The organism is Spirochaetota bacterium (genome assembly GCA_038043445.1).
Classification (GTDB): Bacteria; Spirochaetota; Brachyspiria; order Brachyspirales; family JACRPF01; genus JBBTBY01.
Window position 1 is genome coordinate 1 of record JBBTBY010000157.1, and the last position, 21,382, is coordinate 21,382.

15 protein-coding genes are annotated in these 21,382 nt (G+C 55.3%); 7 read left to right on the top strand and 8 right to left on the bottom strand.

Annotated features, from left to right (window positions below; translation table 11 throughout):
• The 3 genes from AABZ39_19790 to AABZ39_19800 all read right to left on the bottom strand — a co-directional run.
• Window positions 1-2,314 (bottom strand): LamG-like jellyroll fold domain-containing protein (locus tag AABZ39_19790; protein MEK6797025.1); only part of this gene is annotated, 2,314 nt, incomplete at its 3' end.
• 35 nt (window positions 2,315-2,349) lie between these two features.
• A complete protein-coding gene (locus AABZ39_19795) occupies window positions 2,350-2,595 on the bottom strand; it encodes a hypothetical protein (GenBank protein ID MEK6797026.1) in 246 nt (81 codons plus the stop codon).
• A 72-nt stretch (window positions 2,596-2,667) separates the two neighbouring features.
• Window positions 2,668-4,266 (bottom strand): hypothetical protein, encoded by a 1,599-nt coding sequence (locus AABZ39_19800; protein MEK6797027.1) that lies wholly within the window; start codon window positions 4,264-4,266, stop codon window positions 2,668-2,670.
• A 149-nt stretch (window positions 4,267-4,415) separates the two neighbouring features.
• Between AABZ39_19800 and AABZ39_19805 the strand changes: the two genes are divergently transcribed.
• The 4 genes from AABZ39_19805 to AABZ39_19820 all read left to right on the top strand — a co-directional run bounded on the left by AABZ39_19805 (window position 4,416) and on the right by AABZ39_19820 (window position 9,326).
• Entirely contained in the window at window positions 4,416-5,321 is a 906-nt protein-coding gene (locus tag AABZ39_19805; protein MEK6797028.1) for an AraC family transcriptional regulator, read from the top strand.
• A gap of 117 nt (window positions 5,322-5,438) precedes the next feature.
• Window positions 5,439-6,419 (top strand): uroporphyrinogen decarboxylase family protein, encoded by a 981-nt coding sequence (locus AABZ39_19810; GenBank protein MEK6797029.1) that lies wholly within the window; start codon window positions 5,439-5,441, stop codon window positions 6,417-6,419.
• 103 nt (window positions 6,420-6,522) lie between these two features.
• Window positions 6,523-9,072, top strand: coding sequence for a hypothetical protein (locus tag AABZ39_19815; protein MEK6797030.1), 2,550 nt, complete (start codon window positions 6,523-6,525; stop codon window positions 9,070-9,072).
• 80 nt (window positions 9,073-9,152) lie between these two features.
• A complete protein-coding gene (locus AABZ39_19820) occupies window positions 9,153-9,326 on the top strand; it encodes a helix-turn-helix domain-containing protein (GenBank protein ID MEK6797031.1) in 174 nt (57 codons plus the stop codon).
• A gap of 34 nt (window positions 9,327-9,360) precedes the next feature.
• Here the strand turns inward: AABZ39_19820 and AABZ39_19825 are convergent, their stop codons facing one another.
• Together AABZ39_19825 and AABZ39_19830 are read right to left on the bottom strand one after the other, a co-directional pair.
• Window positions 9,361-13,206: a sugar-binding protein gene (locus AABZ39_19825; protein ID MEK6797032.1), complete on the bottom strand. Its 3,846-nt coding sequence runs from the start codon at window positions 13,204-13,206 to the stop codon at window positions 9,361-9,363.
• Between the two features lie 146 nt (window positions 13,207-13,352).
• Window positions 13,353-14,759, bottom strand: a complete 1,407-nt coding sequence (locus tag AABZ39_19830) for an FAD-dependent oxidoreductase (GenBank protein ID MEK6797033.1) — start codon at window positions 14,757-14,759, stop codon at window positions 13,353-13,355.
• A gap of 181 nt (window positions 14,760-14,940) precedes the next feature.
• Between AABZ39_19830 and AABZ39_19835 the strand changes: the two genes are divergently transcribed.
• Entirely contained in the window at window positions 14,941-15,849 is a 909-nt protein-coding gene (locus AABZ39_19835) for a carbohydrate kinase (protein ID MEK6797034.1), read from the top strand.
• A 29-nt stretch (window positions 15,850-15,878) separates the two neighbouring features.
• Here the strand turns inward: AABZ39_19835 and AABZ39_19840 are convergent, their stop codons facing one another.
• Window positions 15,879-16,763 (bottom strand): helix-turn-helix transcriptional regulator, encoded by an 885-nt coding sequence (locus AABZ39_19840; protein ID MEK6797035.1) that lies wholly within the window; start codon window positions 16,761-16,763, stop codon window positions 15,879-15,881.
• 147 nt (window positions 16,764-16,910) lie between these two features.
• Between AABZ39_19840 and AABZ39_19845 the strand changes: the two genes are divergently transcribed.
• Window positions 16,911-18,020, top strand: coding sequence for a Gfo/Idh/MocA family oxidoreductase (locus AABZ39_19845; protein MEK6797036.1), 1,110 nt, complete (start codon window positions 16,911-16,913; stop codon window positions 18,018-18,020).
• Window positions 18,021-18,057: 37 nt separating this feature from the next.
• Complete coding sequence (locus AABZ39_19850) at window positions 18,058-18,948, top strand: sugar phosphate isomerase/epimerase (protein ID MEK6797037.1); 891 nt, start codon at window positions 18,058-18,060, stop codon at window positions 18,946-18,948.
• Between the two features lie 15 nt (window positions 18,949-18,963).
• On the opposite strand, the gene AABZ39_19855 is transcribed toward AABZ39_19850, so the two are convergent.
• Both AABZ39_19855 and AABZ39_19860 read right to left on the bottom strand, forming a co-directional pair.
• Window positions 18,964-20,262 (bottom strand): sialidase family protein, encoded by a 1,299-nt coding sequence (locus AABZ39_19855; GenBank protein ID MEK6797038.1) that lies wholly within the window; start codon window positions 20,260-20,262, stop codon window positions 18,964-18,966.
• Window positions 20,263-20,278: 16 nt separating this feature from the next.
• Window positions 20,279-21,382, bottom strand: a 1,104-nt coding sequence (locus tag AABZ39_19860; protein ID MEK6797039.1) for a hypothetical protein, incomplete at its 5' end; no start/stop codon positions are given.

A 21,382-nucleotide genomic window follows, 5' to 3' on the forward strand; every position in this document is an offset into this window, starting at 1 on the left:
ATGCGCCCTGCGAAACGCGTCTGCCGAACATGCTGAAAGCAGCCGCGCTTTTCGGAGCATTCGCCGTAAGTGTTACCTCCGCGTGTTTCGGCGTCCAGAGCACGACCGTGCTCTCCTTATCCGCACTGCGGTCGAAACGCCAGGCGCTCACCCCGTCGATCTTGATCTCGCGGATGAATTGAGCGCCCTCAAGGTAGAATGCGGCAGTGGCAAAGGCCGCCGCCGTCGCCGAAGGATACATCGCCCGGGTACAGAGCGGTCCCGGCGGCGTTTGGAAATTCTCATCACACCAGAAAAGACCGTAGTTTACGAAACTCTGCACGGTTTCATAATGATCGTGGCAGATGAACCAGAAAACCTTTTCGAATCCCGGCACCGACTTCATGATGGTAAGCGCCTGTGCCGTTACCGCAGCGAGCCGTACACTGCTCTCACTGAGGGCGGATTGTCCCCGAACTACGCCCCAGCCGATCTCCGATGACCATTGGCGTATCGGCCGTCCGGTTTTTTTCAATATATCGGAAACCTCAAGATGCAGACCTCGAAAATTCATTTCATCCGGAATTTGCGCCATGACACCGCCTCGAAATACCCGATTGTACAAATACGGGTGCCCCGTGAACACATCTATCGCATCGGCCGCCTTTCCCAGCACAGCCTTGGTGAAGACGAATCCGCCGGGCGCATCTTCTCTCGCATTATAATCGCGGCCGCTTACATCGAGGCCGAGAACCGGCATGCCGGGGGCAATTGCTCGTATCTCCTCCGCGCCCGCTTTCAACAGCGCCGCATATATCGACGATGCTTTTTCCAGCGAATATTTCGGCAAATGCCAGAAACATAGATCCGGCTCATTGATAAGCTCAATGCCGATGACTTTATCCTTGTACCGCATCGTCGCCTCGCGTACGAATTCGCGCCATAGTTTCAGGCCCTCAGGGGTTACAGCATCCTCTACCGATTTCCATCCGGTATATGACGGCAATGAGTTGTCTTCAAAATGGAGCGTGAGCATGACATCCATTCCCTGCGCACGTACCGACTCTATCTCATTATCACGGCGCTTCCACCAGGCGTCGTCACGCATGCCGGGCTTGTACGATGACATCCATAGGAATTGACGCTGATTCCTGCTTCCTATCCGCGAAGCGCCCTCTGATTGCAGATTGGCGCTCATCACACCGAAGAAACTGTTCGTGAACGCACCGGGTATGCGCGGCTTATGCACCAATGCGATGGCCGTCTCCTTGCTGCTGAGCGGCACGCCGTTTTCTTTCAGCACGGCGCTGACAACTGCGTAGCCGATATCATCCATGGGAACGGGGATCGAGAGCGTTACGGCCTGACCGCCGCCTGCCGATATCGTATGCGTGACGCTGCTCGCTGTCCCGGCATCATTGGTGATATCGACCGACAGAATGAATGAACGTTCCGCAGGAAGCCGGTTGGATATGTTCGCGGTCACTGAGGTCTGTTCGCCGCGGAACGCAACACCCGCCGGCACGCTGGGCACGAGCGTGAGATCGGCAGTGAGCGCCGGTTTGTCATCTCGAGGCCGCGCGCTTACGTTACGCAGTTCGATCGTACCGCTCCCCAGCTTTCCTTCGAATACCTTCGCGATATCATCTTTCGAAAGAGCGGAATTCCATATTCGTACGGTATCGATACTTCCCTTGAAGGGGCGCTTTCCGCCGGTGTTACCGATGACCATGCCGCCGTCGAAATCTGCATCCGGGGGCATGCCATTCGATCGAACTTTCTGCAGTACAGCGCCTGCAGAATATTCGTATACGATATACACATCGGCCGCTATATCGATCACGATGACAAGCGATATTCCGGTCCCGGAAACAACATGCAGCGGGACTGACAGATATTTCGTCACTTTTTTCCCCGTGACAGCGACCATGAGCAGCCCCCGTTCGGTATAGAGTCTGGCGAACTTTGACAGCTCGAGTATGGTGCGCGGAAGATCATCGACAGCGGACGGTGTGAACGTGACCTGCAGTGTGAACACGCTCCCGGAAAGCTGCGGTTTGGAAAAAACCACGGCGCCGCCGTGTTTTTCGTCCTTCTCGGGCATGCCGCCGACCGTTGCGTTCATATCGAGCATTCCGGCACCCGCTGTGCCGGCGAGCTTCGCCCCCTCGTCGGGGAAAGGATTATCGAACGATGCCTCGCCGCCGAGTGCCCCGGTGTTCTTCAGCGAACCGTCAAAAAGGAACTCAACGGCGGGTTTCGCCTGCGGGAATACCGATGTACCGGCGATGACCATCGAGAGAATGATGACCGGAAATGATCTCAATGCGTCCATCCGTGCACTCCTGTTACAATGTCATAGCATACATATCATATTTTGCCGCCGATACGAAGCGGCTTTTTTGTATTCTGTTCAAGTTTCAGGAATCCGCCGAGGAATGCGGCGGTCTTACCGTCACCGCCGCGAGCGATGGAATCGTTCCTTTCCGCATCGCTCAGATCATTCCCTGCGGTCACCTCGCCGTATACCGTCATGGCGTACGTGCCGCAAACGGATTTCAAGCCGTCCATGCTCCAGAAGGCGAGCGCATCATCGAAAATTGATCTTGACCGCATACTTTCTGGTTTCCTTACTTCACTCTGTACCTGCCGAGCATGATTCTATCCGAAAATTGAAACGGCGCAACACTACTGTGCATAGGTCGGCTGATATCCATCTTTGCGATAAAGCGCAATCTCCATGCGCGTTACCACCGCCGCTTTGCCCTTGAACAGGTGCACGGTGAAGTGATTAAGCCCCTGCGCAAGCAGTTCCAGCGGCACTTCGTAGTCGAGATAATAGGCATGATCGGTGGGTACGCCTTCGAGGTACGGGTGGGGAAAGAGCTCCCCATTGATCCGACAGGGTTTAAGCTTTCGCCCCTGCCGCCACACCAAGACCTCCAAATCGGAAACCGGTTCCATGAATTTCAGACGCAATACACCCTTCGGCAGATACGGCGCGCGCACCTCAGGTCGGCTGATATCATCTCCCACCTGAATTCCCAGCCGATGCCGACGAGGACCGGGCTGCTGCACCAGATCGAAAGGCATCTGCCCTAGGAACAGGGTACCGCCCAACTGCGAAGAAAGTGCATAGTGTTTGGCCTCGCGGGATAATACTGCAGGGTCGGCAATGCCCTTTAAGGCGTCGAATGGGGGCTCGAACTTATCGGGTTTGGTCGGGTCACCGAAGGAGTAGTCGCGGTAATAAACGAAGTTGAATAAACTGATCCCATCGGCGCCCTGAGCGAGGTAGCACTGAGCCGTGCTGCGCAGTACTTCAGGTGTCGTTTTACGGGTGAACTCCAGCCCCAATTCGATGGTCTTCCCGCGTTCGGTGCACTGGGTGAGCTCGGCGTAAATTTTGGCCTTGGGTAAATGCTGACGGTAGAGGCTCACTTCCATTTCCGACGAGGTCACGAAAAAGGTAGAGACATTGACCATATCTACCAGCCCTTCGTTCACCCACGACTTCAGATCGATCCCTATTTCGAGGCCATAGTCCCAGCTCATCGGCACCCGCACACAGATGGGCAGGTTTTTCCCGCGCGTGTCAAGCAGGCGACGTACCTCGGTGACGAATGAGCTCAGATGGGCGCAGCGTTCCTCGAAAGGCACGGTGTGTGGAAAGAGGTAGGGGTGACGCATGAAATCAAGCTCGATGCCGTCAAAGTCATAACGCGTTATCAGCTCCCGGATGAACCCCAATTGGTAGGCATGGACTTCGGGGCGGCTGAAATCAAACGCATGCGCCGCATTCCATTGCCATGCGGGATCATCCGGGGTTTTGATGCGGTACTCCGGATGGTCTCGGTAGAAGTCGGATGTCCAGGGGTCTTCAGGGTGGTCGATGCCGTGCACATCGTTCATGCGCCAGGTAAGAAAGAACGCGAGCCCTTTCTCTTTGGCGCGCTTCTGCGTGATGCCGATAAAGTCATTCCCCGCAAGCAGAAAATCGCGGATGCGCCGTATCGTCCTGCCTTGGAATGTGTCGGGGCATTCGAGTGTCTTCCCCTTCTCCCGCCACAGGGGAGCCTGATCACTATCCCAAAGGACAACACCCTGCCCCCATATCGGACTCAGCAAAAGCACGTCGCAGCCGGCATCGGCCACTTCATCGACATAGCCCTCCACCTGGGCGAGGCCGACCGGTTTTTTTACGTCCTGGTAGGGCGTGGCGGTATTGAAGACGCAGGTGCTGTCGTGATTGAAAAGCACCTTGTACTTGTCAGGGACTCGTTTCATGGTGTACTCCTCGTTGATTTGTAACAATGATAGCCATGTGACGGACAAAAGGGAATGGAAGAATCTATGAATCCATGGATTATCCATCGTTCCCGGGAGATTACCGCGAAAATATTGAATTTCCGAAGAAACGATGTATAGTGAATTATATGGACACTTCCCTGCACGAACCATTCAATGAAGATGAATACAACCGCACTATACGCGGCATATTAAAGAGCATACCGTTCATCGATTGCGGCGGATTTGTCATAACCATACCGACATCGACACATGTCACCATTCCTGCAGGCATGTCCTACGACTGGCATTCGCACCCGTACTGTGAATTCAGCTATATCCGGGCGGGGGAGATGATTTTTCGGACACGCGAGGAAATACTCCGACGGCGCGAAGGCGATGTATTCTTCATGCCGCAGGGGGTTGAGCACCGAAGGGGGAATGACGCGACAGCATGTACCATCGATGGGTTCATGATGGAATTCCATTCTACGGGGGGTGTCAATATCAACAATGCCGTCAATGCGTTCGCAATGAAAAATCACTATACACTTTCGCTTCCCGCGGCTGCAAAAGAACACTATGCCTCCATGCAGGAGGAGTTTTCCCGCCGGGGACGCTTCATGGAGCAGCGCATCAAACTTCTCATCTACGATATTCTCTATCTCATGCTGAGCGAAAACTTCGACGAATTATTCAGCGGACGGAAGAGCGCCGTAATGGACGCGCCGATGCGCGTATTCCTTGCCGCCAAGGAGCTGATCGAATCGCAGATAGCCGCGAATATCAGCATTAAGGACATCTCAAAAGCGCTTTCGCTTTCCCCGAACTATCTCAGCCAGATGTTCCGCAAGGCCGGTGAACTTCCCTGCGGGAAATACATACAGGAGCGGCGGCTGATCCGTGCATATCAGATGATAAAAGAGAACCCGACGATGAAGATACGCGAGGTCGCCGAATCGCTCGGCTATACCGACGAGCTCTATTTCAGCCGTGTGTTCGCCAAGCGGTTTTCCCTGGCGCCGAGCGCCGTGCGGGATAACGACCCCTTTTGATCGAGCGATGGTTTCTTTCTGCATTTCTTCCATATAAGTCACGAAAAATCCATGGACTGTCCGCGTTAAGATCGCTATATTACAGCCGATAAGAATTCCGGACCGAGGAGCACGCCGATGAACAGTGCAGATGTTACCGCCCGATATCGTCGAATGCGCGCCGTGCTGAATGGGGAGCGTGCCGACAGGATACCCCTTCCCGGCGATTACACGTCGGTCGAATACCGTATGGATACGTATCATCTTGGGGAGCCGGTACTTGCGGCCCCCGGAGAGGTCGTCGTTTCGAACGGCGGAAAAGTGCGCACCACAGCCGACGGCGGCAACTGGCGGCAGGGGGACAAAGAGCTTTATCGGGATCATGAAGATGTGCTCAATGCCCCGCTTGACCGCTTTGAGGTCGAAATCGTCGACGAGCGAATGCGTGCGGAAATGCGGTCGGTGTTCACACCTTCGGCTGCAAATACATTTACCATGCCGCAACACTACGGCACGCTCGTTACCCGTGCAACGCTTGCCTTCGACTGGGAGCCGTTCCTGCTCGCATCCGCCGTCGATGAGGTCCGTTTTGCGAAAATACTCGATCGCTTCGGTGAAGCATCGCTTGCCGTGATCAGCGGGTGGAGCTCGCTTGAAGATGTTGAAGCGATACGCATCCATGACGACATCGCCAGCACTAAGGGACTCATACTCAGCCCGGTATGGCTGAAAAAATATGTATTCCCATGGTATGCCCGGTTCTTCAAGGCGGTGCACGATGGCGGAAAAAAGGCGCTCCATATTTCCGACGGCAACTGGTTCGCCGCACTGGACGACATAATGGAAGCGGGCGCCGACGGCGTGTATATCGAATCATCGGCCATGGACCCTGCACAGGTGATGAAGGCGTGCGGAGAAATGACCATCTATCAGGTGAAGACGGATAATAGCGTTATGGATTCGGGAACACCGGAAGAGATACGCGCGGAACTCACCTCTTTGCGCAAATTGTGGGAGCGCTATCCGTCGATATTCATGTATCACGGCGGCGGGGGTGTTGTCCCGGAGAATGTCGCTGCGTTCAATAGGTACTATAATGAACTGTTGTGCGCGCAGTGACCCTTCCCATTTCCTCCATGTATTCGCCGTTTATTACATTGACTTTATCCTGCACGACGTGCTACTTTAGCACTTGAATAATGGTATAAAGTCGGGAGATACAATGATTAGAAAATTGCTTCCCATCTGCGTTATCTGTGTGCATATAGTGCATGCCGATCCAAAGACTCTGGAGCTTTTTAACGCGGGGACAGAGAGCATGTTCCCGGCGGGAAAACCCGTGCGCATTTCCATAAAAGACCTCCCCGAGACCGGACTCAAAGTGGTTTGGAAGACGGTATCGTATTATGGGGAGAACCGGAACGGGAGCATTTCGGGGAAGGATATCGATCTCGGGATTTTCCCGCCCGGATATTATGCCATACGCATCAATGCATTCAATGACAACGGCGATATGATCGCTCAGTCGCGGGAGACGGGTATAGCCGTACTTACCGCCTTGCCGGAGGTGCTGAAAGATCCGGATTCTCCGTTCGGACTGCACAATACCCTCTGCTGGGGGCGCCTCGCCGACAGCAATGCGAAAGCCCTCGCGCAATTGAACGTTACCGCCGGATATATCTGGAATCGCGAATACCTCATTCTGAACGACGGCATTTCAAAAGCAAAAGGCGTGTATGATCTTTCGAGATACAAGCGTCTCCTGGAAATATCAAAAAGTTCCGGACTTAAGACCACATTCATGACACATCATGCGCCGAGTTGGGCGAAGAAAAAACAAAAAAGCACGGACCCTCTCTATGAGGACTTGCGCGACCTCTATTATTTAATTCGGGAGATCGCCGTCAATTTGCGCGGTTTGGCAAGCGTCTATGAAGGCATTAATGAACCGGATTCGAGTTGGATGGACGAACATGCATCCCCGTATGAGTATGCGAGCTATTTCAAGACTTTTGCGCTCGGCATCAAGGCCGGGGACAAGGACGCGCAGATTGCTACCGGACCGATAGCATGGGGAACGCGATGGCGAGCGCCGTACTTCATCGAGGGCGATTTGTATCGATACGCCGATATTTATAATTTTCACGTGTACGACAATACCCCGCAAAGCGATTACCGGACCATACCCGGCTCCGTGAGCAATTATATTGTGCTGGGGAAAGCAACAGGACTCGTATCATCCCCTCATTGGGTGACTGAATGCGGCGATTACTATATGCCGGGGAAGGGAAATATGGAGCCGATCCCGGCGGGTGAGGTCGATTATTCAAAATTCCCCTGGGACAATTATCCGGGGATGAAAGAAAAGCAAATGACCGAGCGATTGAGTCCTTTTGCCCAGAAGCATCAGGCCGAGTTCGCGGTAAAGACCATTGTATTGTCTCTCGCATCGGGCATCGACAGGCACTTTTATTTTCTGCTCAATCCCATGGTGCAGGATAATGTGTATTTTTCGCCGGTAAGGCCGGACCTGACGCCGTACCCCGCGTATGTGTCCCTTTCCGCATTGACCCGTCAGCTCGGACGCGCCCGATGGCTGGGATCGTTCGTTCCGGCCCCGGGATCCATCGGTCATGTCTTCGATTCCGGGTACGGACTTGTCGCGGTGCTGTTCTCGACAGAAATGGAAAAGGTCGAGGCGACACTCGGCGCTCTCAGTCCTTCCACCCGCATTATTAATATGATGGGAAATGATGTGACCGCTCAGTACAAATTTCCCCGAATCTCCATCACCCCTGAGCCTGTGTATCTGACGGCGCTTCCCGATTCCATTCGCCATGACTTGTCCGCCCAGGGGATCGCAGCGCTCCGGGAAAGACCGTTAGTAAAACGCAATTGGAACGAGACGTCAAGAATTATCATACGGTGGAATGTGCCACTCCCAATCTCGCTTGAACAGTCGCGTTACGCCTATGTGCCGCCCGCATTGACGCAGGAGGCGGTTTTGGAAATATATAATCTCTCGGAAGAACCCGACACTGTCCGTCTCTCTATAACATCCGGGAAAAAAGAAATAGCCGCCCTCAGCCTTTCTATGGAAGCGATGGGGCGCGTCACCACGAACGTCACCCTGGGTCAGGATACGAGTGTTGAAGAATCGGAGCAGATATCCGCGGCCGAAGCTACTGACAAGTCCGGTCGTGTCTCCCGAAGCATCATACGATTATTGTGGAACACACCGCCGGTGAAAAAACGCCCGTTCACGGATGTCGCCCCGATACAGTGGCTCGATTCTGCGATCGACAGAACGTTCGTCACAAAAAATGAGAACGGCAATGGTTCATGGACGTGGAAGGCACAGTTTCCCGCTGCCGCCAAGGATTGGTGGATATTCCCGACGATCACCTTTGACGACTGTAAAGACTTATCCGAATTCAATGCGATCGGTTTCACCCTGTCGGTCTCCAGGGGGAGTTTCGACGGGAGCAGCGGGACAAAGGTCGGCGTGGTCATTCAGGAAAATGACGGTGATACGGCGAGCACCTTTATGGGGAATGTGCCTGCGCCGCTTAGCCCGGAAAAACCAACGAGGTATGTACTTCGTTTTGATGAGATGTCTCTTGCGGGTTTCCGGAAGAATGCAAAAAAAGGAGCGGCAAGGCTCGATGCGTCGCGGATAAAGAAAGTGAGCATCGGCGGGAATGGGACATATGCCAAGACGCCGGAGATAGAATGGACGCTTTCCGAGTTGGAGTGGGTATTGGTTCGATAAGTGCTTTCGATTGTCATCGATCTTGGAGTAACCAATGTCCATTTTTAAAAATATTGCGAAGCTGCAAATAGGGCACATACATTCAGGAGCGGCGTATCAGGAAAGCCTATCGGATGATAACGGAGAACCCCACGATGAAGATACGCGAGATAGCCGCATCGCTCGGGTATACCGACGAGCTCTATTTCAGCCGCGTGTTCGCCAAGCGTTTCTCCCTGGCACCGAGCGCTGTGCGCGAGAACGATCCGTTCTGACCAAAAACGCCTTCTTTATTGGGACTCATTCGTACTACTTCGAGAACAGGAACGAACGGAAATTGATCGGCGCCTTTCCCTCGCCTATGCCCGGCGTAAGCCCCATCCAGGAACTGCGTCCCATGCCGTCGTTCTCATTCACGATAAAATTAAACGGCATCATCTTCCCCGCCTTTGGCGGTTCATGTCGCAGCTCTTTCCAGGGAATGAGCGCTTCATAGATGGTTACACCGTCCTTGTGCCCGCCGGCAACCAAAGCCGCGCATGGACCCCAATAGACATTGGCGATGTAAAGCGACGCCCTGCCACCGCTATGGCCGATGACAAGTCCTATCTCGCGGTCATCGGCGTTGTATCCATGGGTCGAGTCGCATTCGTAGTCAAGGCCAAGCTGTATGCTGTCAGATTTCCATGATTCTTTGGGGCCGTCGAACGGGACCTCATGTCGGTTATCCAATACCCGAGCAGCAAAATACAGTCCCTCATCGTTCCAGCCGACATAGGCTGTCACAGAAAGATCATTCGTCCCCTTCCATTCGGCATCGGGAGGGAAAAGATAGTTGCGATTGTCAAGCGAAAGTGCTTCAAGCGAAGATGCCTCCGAGATATCGCCATCGATCCCCGGGGCGGCGATATAGCCCGCAGTGATGAAGTCAGTCTTTATTGGTACTTTTTTCTTCATCACTTCTGCTGTAAGGGAAAGCGCAAGCGGTTCATTGGGTCGCACCGGTCGGGATAAAGGCACGATGATCTTGTTGCTGATACTCGATGAAAGGTCATGCTCGCTTGTTCGGCCGGCCAGTTCAAAAACGGCCTTCACCGGTCTTCCCGTGGTGTTCTCCAGTACAACAGTGACTTCCCGGTCGCCGGAAAGCCCTGCCTTCCGCACCATCAGCGGCTGGGTCGCGCTCATTTTCCCGGTGCTCATCGATCGTTCGAGCGCATCCGCCTCATTGATAGGCGCGACGAAATAAGTAAGAAGCCTTGAGAACGTGGCAGCTATGGCGGGGCCCTGCGCAACGCGTTTCCCGTATGCATTATACGCTTCGACAGACGATGAGCCGCTGAACTGCAGCTGGTATTCGCCATCATGTTTCGACCAGAGGCATATCGCCGATTTTCCGTCGGCCCGGTCAAAACGCCAGGCGGAGAACGTATCGCCCAGTTTTATTTCGCGGACGAATTTTGAATCATGAAGGATGTTTGCATGCGCCGCGTATACTGCCGCGCCCGGCGAGGGGAATTTCAGTGACGTTGGACTTTCAGGCGACCTTTGCGAAAGATTATCACTGAATAGTCCGTAGTCATCCCCGGTCGGATTATGCCAATGGAAAATGAACCAGAACGCCTTTTCAAGCCCCGGCACGGATTTACAGATCGTCATCCCCTGTCCGAGCGCTGCGGCGTACAGAAGCGACATCTCATCCGGGGGCTCAGTTGTCCCGAGTATAGAATATCCGAACTCGGTAGGCCACAGCCTTCGCGGGAATCCGTGCTTCACCATGAGATCGCCCGCCGCCATTAAAAGGCCGCGTAAATTCATATCCTCCGGCATCTCCACCTTCACACCCGGACGGATGATGCGGCTGTAGGAGTATGGATGGCCGCTGTGTATATCGAACATCCCCTTCGTCTGCGGCATGACCGCCTTCGCGAATTTGAGATCGCCGGGGAATTGTTTTTCATCGGCCCCGGGGAATGACCGGTAATCCCGCCCGCAGTCCAATGCCAATATCCGGGCATTCGGCGCCGCCTTGCGTATCTCCTCGCTCGCTACACGGACCATGGCCGCGTAGATCTCCGCGCCTTTTTCTACCGAATGGTTGAAGAGATATGCTATCTCGCTGTCCGGCTCGTTCTGTATCTCAAAAGCCGCCACTGTATCCTTGTATCGTTCTACCATGAAACGTATATGGTTCCGATAATGCTGCATGACCTCGGGCTTGAGCAGATCGCTCGTGTTATGCACCCCCCAGTTGGTCGGCAGGCTCATATAGTTTATCTCCGGACAGAGTACTACCTGCATCCCGTGAGCGCGTGCTGCATTGATCCGTTTATCGTAGGTGGCCAGGATCGTATTCTTTTCCGGGTCCTGCGGCGTCCACCCGGAAAAATTGAAAAACTCTCGGTAATTCTTGCAGCCGATGCGCTCCGCAGCTTCCGGATCGTGATTGACCGCCATAAGCCCGTAAAAACTGTTGCTGTCCTCCTTGCCGTAATTCGGGGGTTTATTTACAACAGCAAGTGCGCTTTTTGTTCGCACAAAAAGCTGTCCATTCTCTGATATACTTGCCAGTATCCCGTAATAACCGGGTTCCCGGGCTGAGAGGGGGATGTCTTTCGTGATAGTCTCACCCCCGGATGTGAACGAGAGCGGATATTGTTTTTCTTCAAGGACACCGTCATCGTTCTTGATACGAAGCCCGAGCTCCGCGCTCGTCGGTCCATCCATACGATGCATCACGGTGACGCGATACACCGCTCTATCCCCGACAAAGGCAACACCGCTCGGGAATTCATTTTCGATCGTAAGGTCGAATTTTGCGGCAGGGGACACCGATCGTGTGTAAACGGCCGTATCTTTGATGAGCAGGAACGCTTTCCCCGGGGACGGCAGCGTGCCGCGGTATATCAATAGGCTTAACGATGTGACCGGGAATTTTATCTTCCCATCATTGTCCCCGCTCCAGTGATTGATGAACACCCGCTTGTCGAACGGAAGGCGTATCGTCTGCCATTCGTTACCCGTCGGTATCTTAAGATCGAGCGAATGATTCTGCCCGCTCTGATCGGCCACTATCACGGTGCATCTGATGCGTGTGTCCGAGACAAGCATGGAAAAGCTGAGCCCTTCGGCCCCGAGCTTCTCGATATTCCGTGAAAGCCGTGCGTATACGAACGCATCATTATCTTTCACCTTGTCTTCAAAGGCAAGGTCACCGCGTGCGGTGTGTTTGTCCGCATCATTGAGCGGCGCCAGTGTTCCGGAGACGCCGGGCCTGAAAAAGATGAGTTCCCATCCGGTAAGGGGACTGCCTTTGGCCGGATCGATGATATACCGGTTCGCGGGAAGCGGAATAGATGCCGCGCTGACGGCACCCGCCGGGGCAGCGACCGGTGCAATTGCGGCGTTCAAAGCAAGGGATGATGGTTCAGCGTACGCACTCCGGTCCTTCGCCATGATATCCGAGATGACAGTTTCGGTGAGAATGCTGTCGTAGATACGGACATTATCGATGAACCCTTTGAACGGACGTATCCCGCCCGAATTCCCTACCTCAAGATTACCGGGACTTACGACAGCACCGTTCGGCAATCCGCTTTCCATCATCGTCTTCACCAGCGCTCTGCTCTTATACTGATACGCAGTGATCGTGTTGTTCCTGCTGTCGAGAACGCAGGCAAACATCACCGGAACATTTGATATCACCGATATTTTTGTCCCGACGTACTTGACCTCGTTCTTCATGTTCGCGACCGAACAGATAAGTGCGCCGCTTTGCGCATAGATCTTCAGCGGGAACATGGTTACGATACAGCGCGGGAGATCATCGGCTGTCATTGGATAGAACGATCCGATGATCGTTATCATCGATGAGCCCTCGAGGCCCTTTGCCGGGAAGAGAACGGTGCCGCCGTGAGCATTCGCTTTATCAGCAAGTCCGCCGCGTACTCTGCTCAGGTCAAGGCAGCCGTTCATCATGCCGCTGCCGAAGCCGGCCTCCTCACCCGTAACAGGGTTCTGGCATCTTCCTTCCCCGCCCAGTGTGCCGCTGTTCTTCAGATCGCCATCGAACAGGAACTCGATGCGGGGCACGGGTAACGGTGCCTGAGCGAAACAATATGCCGCAACGATGCCGATGACTATCAGCTTTTTCATTACCATTTTCACTACTCCATACGAGGACGATCATATGCAGTATAGTCGTTCGCACTTTTCCGGTCAATGGGGTTTTGAGAATTAACATGGATTTTTCGGCGTGCGCCTCGTGCGCATGCGGCCGCGATCACGGACAAACCGCGCTTTTAGAGCGATACGCCCTGCCGCACAAGCTCGCTCTGCACCACAGCAACATCGACTGTGCGCACCGATCTTCCGCTCTTCGCCGCAACAGCGCCCGCAGTGCCGGCCGCCTGTCCTATCGCCATGGTGTGCGCCATGACGCGAAGGAGGAACGGATCTTCTGCGCTTATGCTCCGCCCCGCGCCGATAATAAGCCCATCGACGGTACGCGGGATGAGCGCACGATACGGTATATCGAACATATCGTTGGTGAACGTCTGCACACCCCAGGCATCCTTCCCCGCATGTTTCTTCACATCGAGCTGAACCGCGCCGCGGGCTATTCTGTCATCGCATGCTGTCCTCTGCGTGCGCATCGCTTTCGTAAAAACAAAGTCGCCATCAAGCCAGCGTGTCGCACGTATGCCGAGATTGTCCGCCGTCTGCGATATGAACGCCCGCTCGAACCCGGGGATGTTCTTATTGAAAAAATCGGCGACGATCGCCGCCATCGTGCGCCCGTCCATTATCGCGTGCGAAATATCATGTGCATTGACACCGCGCGGCAGATCGGTAAGCCCGGTGACGACATGCATCGTGGATCTTTCCGCAATACCGTGCATCTGACAGGCATCGAGCGTGTCATGCACGCCCGCCGTCCGGGTGAATGTTCCTGCGGCGACAGCCTTCTGCACAACGCTTAACTGCATGAAACCGCCGTGCGGGAAAAGGAATGTCCTCGTGTCGCGGTAATGGGCGAGCGCTTCGGCGAATGTCCAGTCGACGTCCATGTATTCCGGGTATTCACCGGGATGTTTTTCAAGATACGTCACGAACGCGTCGATATCGGCATTGCCGAAACGAAAGCACAGGCTGTGCCGCGCCCATGGCGGCTTCGTTTTGAGCGGAGCGCCCGCGCGATGCGCGACCTCGGTCTCGCCGGTGGCATCGATAACGGTTTTCGCGAGTATCACTTCTCTCCCGGATGCGCTTTCGACAATGAGCCCGGCAAGCGTATCGCCTCTCTTTACAACGCCGGATATCATCGTACCGAACTGAACGGCAACGCCGGCATCCGTGAGCATTCGGTCAAAGATGCGCTTGGCCGATTCCACATCGTAGATGATATGGCCCTTATGATCATGCCACTTCTTTCCATAACCTTCGGCTGCCGCAAGCGTATCGGCTATCTCCACAGGTATTCCGGTAACGGCAAGGCGATGATCGGCCGTATAATAGCAGTTGAATATCGAGCAGCAGAGACCTGCCGTCGCAACCCCGCCGGCGTAGCTGTTCCGCTCAATGAGCATGGTCTTCGCCCCCGCACGTGCGGAAGCTGTCGCCGCGGCTATGCCGCCGAGCCCGCCGCCGGCGACAAGGACATCGACCTCGGCGAGTACCGGCAGATCTCGTGTATCATCTATCTTCATTGGCATCTCCTCAAGCACTGACATCATATCATCTCGCACATGAACAAGATAGCTCCGAAGGGAGCAAAGTGAATGGTGATTTCGGCACATCCATGGATATACCGGAACCGCACTCCGTTTATTCCATTCTATTTCCGTTTTATCTATTCCGTATCCCGCATTTTCATGCTATGGTACGGTTATGGAATGTAAGAACGACACACAACCCATCGTTGTCGGTATCGGCGAAATGCTCTGGGATATACTGCCGACCGGCCGCCGCCCCGGCGGAGCACCCGCAAACTTTGCCTGTCATGCGGGGCGCCTCGGCGCACACGCCTTTGCGGTAAGCGCCGTTGGCAATGACGCTCACGGTAACGCGCTCGTGAACGCGCTCACACGAAGCGGTTTGGACCTTCGCTATGTGCAGAGGAATAACAGGCCCACAGGAACGGTGACGGTAACGCTTACGAACGGGATACCGTCGTATGTGATCCATACGAACACCGCATGGGACAATATACGAGCCGGGGGGCTTTCCCGCCTCGCAGGAGCGGCCGATGCCGTCTGTTTCGGGACCCTCGCTCAGCGGAATGCCGTATCACGAAAAGCCATCGGGTCATTCCTTTCGCATGTGCGGCATGACTGCCTTAAGGTGTTCGATATCAATCTCCGACAGAACTATTATTCCGAAGCCGTGATTCGCCGATCGCTTGCATTCGCCAATATATTGAAAATCAACGACGAAGAACTGCCGGTAACGGCAAGGCTGTTGTCCGCGCGCGGCACCGAAGCGTCGATAGTTCGCGCATTGATGAGAGAATTCGATATCGGCATCTGTGTGCTCACGAAAGGGTCGCACGGGGGAATGGTCTACACAAGGAATGATGCTGTTTCATATACACCCAAGCATGTCCGCGTAAAGGACACTGTCGGCGCGGGCGATTCTTTCACCGCGGGATTCACCATCGGTCTGCTTCGCGGCATGGCCGTTTCGGAAGCCGTTGCTGCGGCGAACGATCTTGCCGCTTTTGTCTGTTCACAGAAGGGGGCGATGCCGAAACACCCGGCGCGCATCTCCGCGCTGTTCTCCCCGCGACCCGTCGATTAAAAAACTTACACCGTTTTGCTCCCGCCCGGTCACACCTGCATTCTGTCGCGGTACTGCTGCGGCGTTTCCCCCGCGTAGCGGCGGAACATCCGTGAAAAATAATTCGGCGATTCATAGCCTATCGCTTCGGCGATACGGAATATCTTCTTCTGAGTGTATACAAGCAGCTCCTTTGCCCGAGCGATCCGTGCCGCGTGCACGTAGGCAAGCGGCGTTATACCGAACGCGTTTTTGAACAGCCGCGCCTGATGTTCATAACTGAATCCGAGCGAAGCGATTGCTGTCCGTATCGAGCGATCTCCGCTTTCCGTCGACAGCCGCTCCTGCAGAAAAAGACGCGTCCGCTGCGCGATCGAATAACCGCTCACATCCGCCGCGGGCAGAGGACCGTCATCGGACGAATCAAGGAGCTCAGTGATGAGCTGCAGGAACAGCCCCCGCGCGCGTCGCTGCACGTATGCATCGGGAGCATTCGCCCGTTCAACGATCGCATCGTGCAGATCGTACAGCCGCGCCCTCGACGTGATGCGTCCTGCAAATATCCCCTTGGGCACATATGACGGGGCATTCCTCATGAGCGATGCGTCCGGTCGTGCCGGATGATACGTGACGATGGGTGTCTTTTTATATTCTTCCCATTGCCAATCGAAGTGCACCCAGCGCCGCATGCCGCCCCCGGATCGCGGGCCATGGGTCACATGAAGCACGCCGGGCGGAACGATGATATAAGTATGTTCACCGCAGGGGTACTCCTTCCCGTTAATGACAAGACGATAATCCCCTTTTGAGAACATGACGAGTTGATGGTCGTAGATGATGCGCAGCGGTTCTATGAACTGCGTCTCCGCTTTTCTCGAAATGCCTGCATGCCCGACGCGCACCGTCGGCGCTATGCGTGAGATCCACTGTGTCATGGCGGTATACTATCACACGCCCGGGAACTGTCAATTCTCCGAGAGGAGATGCATATCATTTTCGTGCTACACTTGTCATTCCCCGCTCTTTCTCGGGATGCTCTCCGCAGCTATACTTGAAGCGCATTATCATTGAGGAGGCACATCATGAAACGATACCGGGTAGCACAGGTCGGCTGCGGGAAGCGCGGCGAGATACACGTCAAGGGATTCTCTGAGAACCCCGATCGCTTTGAGATCGTCGGTCTTTGCGATATGGATGCATCGCGCCTTGCCGCCGTGGGTGATGCCTACGACGTGAAGAAGCGATACACCGACCTGGAAACCATGCTCGATGAAACGAAGCCGGATGTATTCTGTTTTGTAACACTTCCGCACGGGCGTCTGTCGATGGTCGAACTCGCCGTGAAGCACCGGGTACAGGGGCTTGCCTTTGAAAAACCGATGGCGACTTCGCTCAGGGAAGCACGCGCCATCCGCGATCTCTGCGCCGCACACGGCATAAAGGCCGTCGTATCGCATCAGCAGAAATATCTTGACTCAATGAGAAAGATGAAGTCCATCATGGACAGCGGGGACATCGGTACGGTGGAGACGATACACGTAAAGGCCGTATCCTGGTTTTCGCAGCTCGGTACGCATCTCGTCGACTATGCGCTCTGGATGGGCGGTGCCAGGGCACGGTGGGTCGTCGGCCATATGAACGGCAGGGACAAACTCACCGATTCACACCCCTCGACCGATTATCTCCTCGGACAGTTCGGTCTTGAGAACGGCAAGCGGGTGATTTTCGAATCGGGATACCTCGCCCCGCGGCAGGAAAGGACCGGCGACACGTACGACATGTTCTGGACGAATAACCGCCTCACCGCATACGGCACGCATGGCTATGCCTGGTCGGAGACCAACGGGCGCTGGGGGGCGTTCACAAAAAGCTCAGGCGGCAGTGTCATCGGCGGGGAATTCGACCGCTGGTCGGACGCGCAGCGCAGATTGCAGACGCCCTATCTTGCCGAGCTTGCCGATTGGCTCGATGATGGCACGAAAGTACATTCATGCAATATCGAAACGGCGTATCACGGATATGAGATCATCGAAGGCATGTGCTTCAGCGCCCTTGACAATACGCGCATCGATCTCCCCCTCGGGGATCTTCCCAACGGCGATGTCATCGATCGCGCGGCGCGTGAAGTCCCCTCGTGCATCGGCAGCGACGGATTCAACGCTGAGACAAAAAAATGGTCGTTCGCGGTATAATACCGGCATCAAACGATCTCTCCAAAGGGGGCGAACAATGATACGATTCGGTGCACCGGTATTCACGGATCCGATAAAAAAAACCGGCGGTGCCGGTGAAAGTCACGGCAGCAGCGCAACAGACCCCGTAGCCCTCGCCCGTGCGGTAAAGAAAAAAGGTTATCGCGCGGCATACGCTCCGCAGGTCGATGTGAACGACCGTGCTGCAGTACGGGCCGTCCGCGATGCGTTCGCCGAAGAAGATATCATGATCGCCGAGGTGGGCTACTGGCAGAACCTCGTCGACACCGATACCGCGGCGCGGGACAGGAATCGAGACACAATGACCGATGCCCTCCGCCTTGCCGACGAACTGGGGGCGCAATGCGCGGTGAATATCTTCGGATCGTACTGCCGCGGCAACGGGAACTCGCGGCATGTCGGGATGAATTTTTCCGATGATGCGTTCGATGAAGCGGTATCGATGGCGCGTTCTTTCATCGATGCGGTCAGGCCGCGCCGGGCATCGTTCTGCTATGAGATGTTCCCGTTCGACATCACCGACTCGCCGGAGAATATCGAGCGTCTGATCGAAGCGGTCGATCGCCCTCTGTTCGGCGTACATCTTGACCTCGTCAATCTCATCAACTGCCCGCGCGCATATTTCAGGAGCGGCGACATCATTCGCGACTGCGTGCGGCGTTTCGGCGGCAGGATCGTATCGGCCCATGCAAAGGATATCCGTATGAAGGAACCCTCCATCAGCGTCATCCTCGAGGAAGTGATGGCCGGCACCGGGGGGCTTGATATCGCCGCATACCTCCATGCGCTGAGCGAACTGCCGCATGATGTTCCGCTCATGCTCGAACATCTTGCCTCCGAAGCTGAATACGATACCGCGGCGGCTCATTACCGATCGGTAGCTATGCAGGAAGGGATATCCCTGTGATTTCACCGGCAGCAGCTATGCTTCCACCGTGATCTTCCTGCAGAGTATCGTCTTACGCTTCACGCCGTCTACATCCGGATAATAGAAGTCGCTGTAGAAAAGTAGCGCGCTGTTACTGTCAAGCGGCATGATCTCCGGATTGTGGCATGCCCCGACCCACTCATGAAAGCTCGGCCTGTCGATCTTTCTGTTGGCGAGACTGCTTCTGTCGTCCGCGGTCATAACGACGAGCGGCTCTGTCCAAGTGGTCCCCCCGGCATCTTCGGCGGCAGAGACGTACATGCCGGGCCTCGCGTAGCAGAGGAGCGTCGCACCGCAGTTAAGCCGGCACAGGCGCGGCAGGATGCCGACGTCCGCGAACTTGCGCGGCTTCGACCACGTGAATCCGCCATCCGTCGAGCGGGATGTGTACATCGGGTCCCACTCCTTGCCGGTATAGGCGAACCAGGTCGACCTGAAGAACCAGACGATCGAGCCGTCGGGCATGAACTCGAAATCGCTGTCGCTGAAACCGCCGCTCTGGTAGGGATATTCATGGCCGTCGGCCTCGTATTCCATATGGGCGCGCCGCGTGAAGGAATGACCGTAGTCCTCGGAGCGGAAAAGTTCCGCCGAGTAATAGGGGCTGTACTTCCCGTTGGCCGGGTTGATATGTCCCTCGCCGGAGAACGCGCTCACCCAGATCGCGCCGTCGGGGCCGATCTTCGTGTTGCCGCGCGGGAATATCGGCTTTAAGATGTTGTCATAGCCGCCGCCCGAATAAACAACGCGCGTCAGATACGGCCAGTCGACTTTGACATGCTCCTCTACGGGTTTAGTCCTGCCTGAGGGCGTCCGCATTGCGAGCCACTCCTTCCTGGAAAGGCTCTCCGGGAGTCTGTCGGCGTTATAGGCCTTTATCTCCAAGCCGCCGAGCCAGTGCGTGATACCGTCGGGGAGAGGGATAGTCCCCTCATCCGCCTTCCTGCTGAAGTCGTAATCGGGTGTGTAGTGGTTCTGCGACGTGAACGTGTATTTCGAGAGGCTTACGCCCGACTCCATCGGGAAGTATATCCTCTCGCCATTCTGGAGAAGCAGTCCGCACTGGGTAGCGATCGCCGCGTCGATCTCCGCCCAATGATCTCCTCCGTCGCGGCTTTCGAACCAGCGGTTCCTCTCGCCGAAGGATTTGATGTCATCATCGGTGACATGCACTGCGACGACGAACCGGTCGCCGAGTTTGTAGGGCCGGGGGAATTGATAGGCTCCCCAGAGCTGCTCTTCGGGCCGGATGCCCCGCACAATGACGTGTTCCTCACCCATGGTCAGTTTCATCGGAACAACTCCTTTGTCACTTCTCAGCTATCTCAAAGAAGAATGCGGGCCCCGTTTTGAGCGATGCTGTATCTATGGCGATCTTCATCCTGCCGCCGTCAGTGCTGACGGGCACTATCTCTTCCTTCCTGCTGCCGTCCAGCCCGAGCGCCCATATCTTTTTGGACGCTGCATCAGCGACCGTGACGGCAACGCGCAGCCTCCCTGTTTCAACGAGGATAGGCAGTTTCCCTAGATTGAACAGTGTCGTCCGGTCGTCGGATGTTTCATGCCCTGTATTGACCGCATCGGTCGAGTAGATGAGCAGAAGATGTTTGCTTTTTGCGACCGCCTCTCCGTCGAGCGATGATAATGCGACCGTTGCAGCCGCAGTTGTTTCCGCAACGGTCATCTGTTTCAGCTCAGCCCGTTCACCCGCATGGAGCGATACGCCCTCGGTGCGCGGCGTAATGACGGTGAAGCGTTTTTGTTTTGCGTCAAGGGTTATTTCCTTCGTGTCGCTCTGAAGGATGCCGTTCGCGCCGCTTGAGATATTATCAGCCGATAGTATCCCGAGCGCTTTCATTTTGTTGATGATAGGATCAATCGCCTTGCTGTCGCCGCTCTCAACGATGTTCGCCGCCCATTGAGAGACATCCATCGTGCTGCTTCCCTCTGCGGGGACTACGATCATGTCGGCTTTCCGGTAGGGGGGTAGTCCCGCCGGTATCGATCCATCATACTGCAGTCCGAAACCGGTGAGCAGCGCGATCTTGCTCTGTTCCCCGTTCATCATGCGGTTCATATTACCGTCGCTGAAAATATAGGCGTCATTCATGACCATAGCGGCCGTATGCGCTGCCGGCGACACGTCACCCCGCTGATACAGGAACGCAGCGATGACCTGTCCCGCACGCGCAACGGGGTCGCGCCCATGATAGAACGCGGTGAGCGGCTGTACTGCGCGCATGATGACCGGCTGATGCGCGAACGTGATGGCGCTTAATTGCTGGAACGCCGCGTATGCCGGGAAAAGCAGCCCTTCCTCATGCCGATATTTACCCCAGTACACGGATGCGTACTCAAGATTGAACAGCGGCCGGTTGAGATACCGGGCATCCGAATTATTCCGGAAATATCG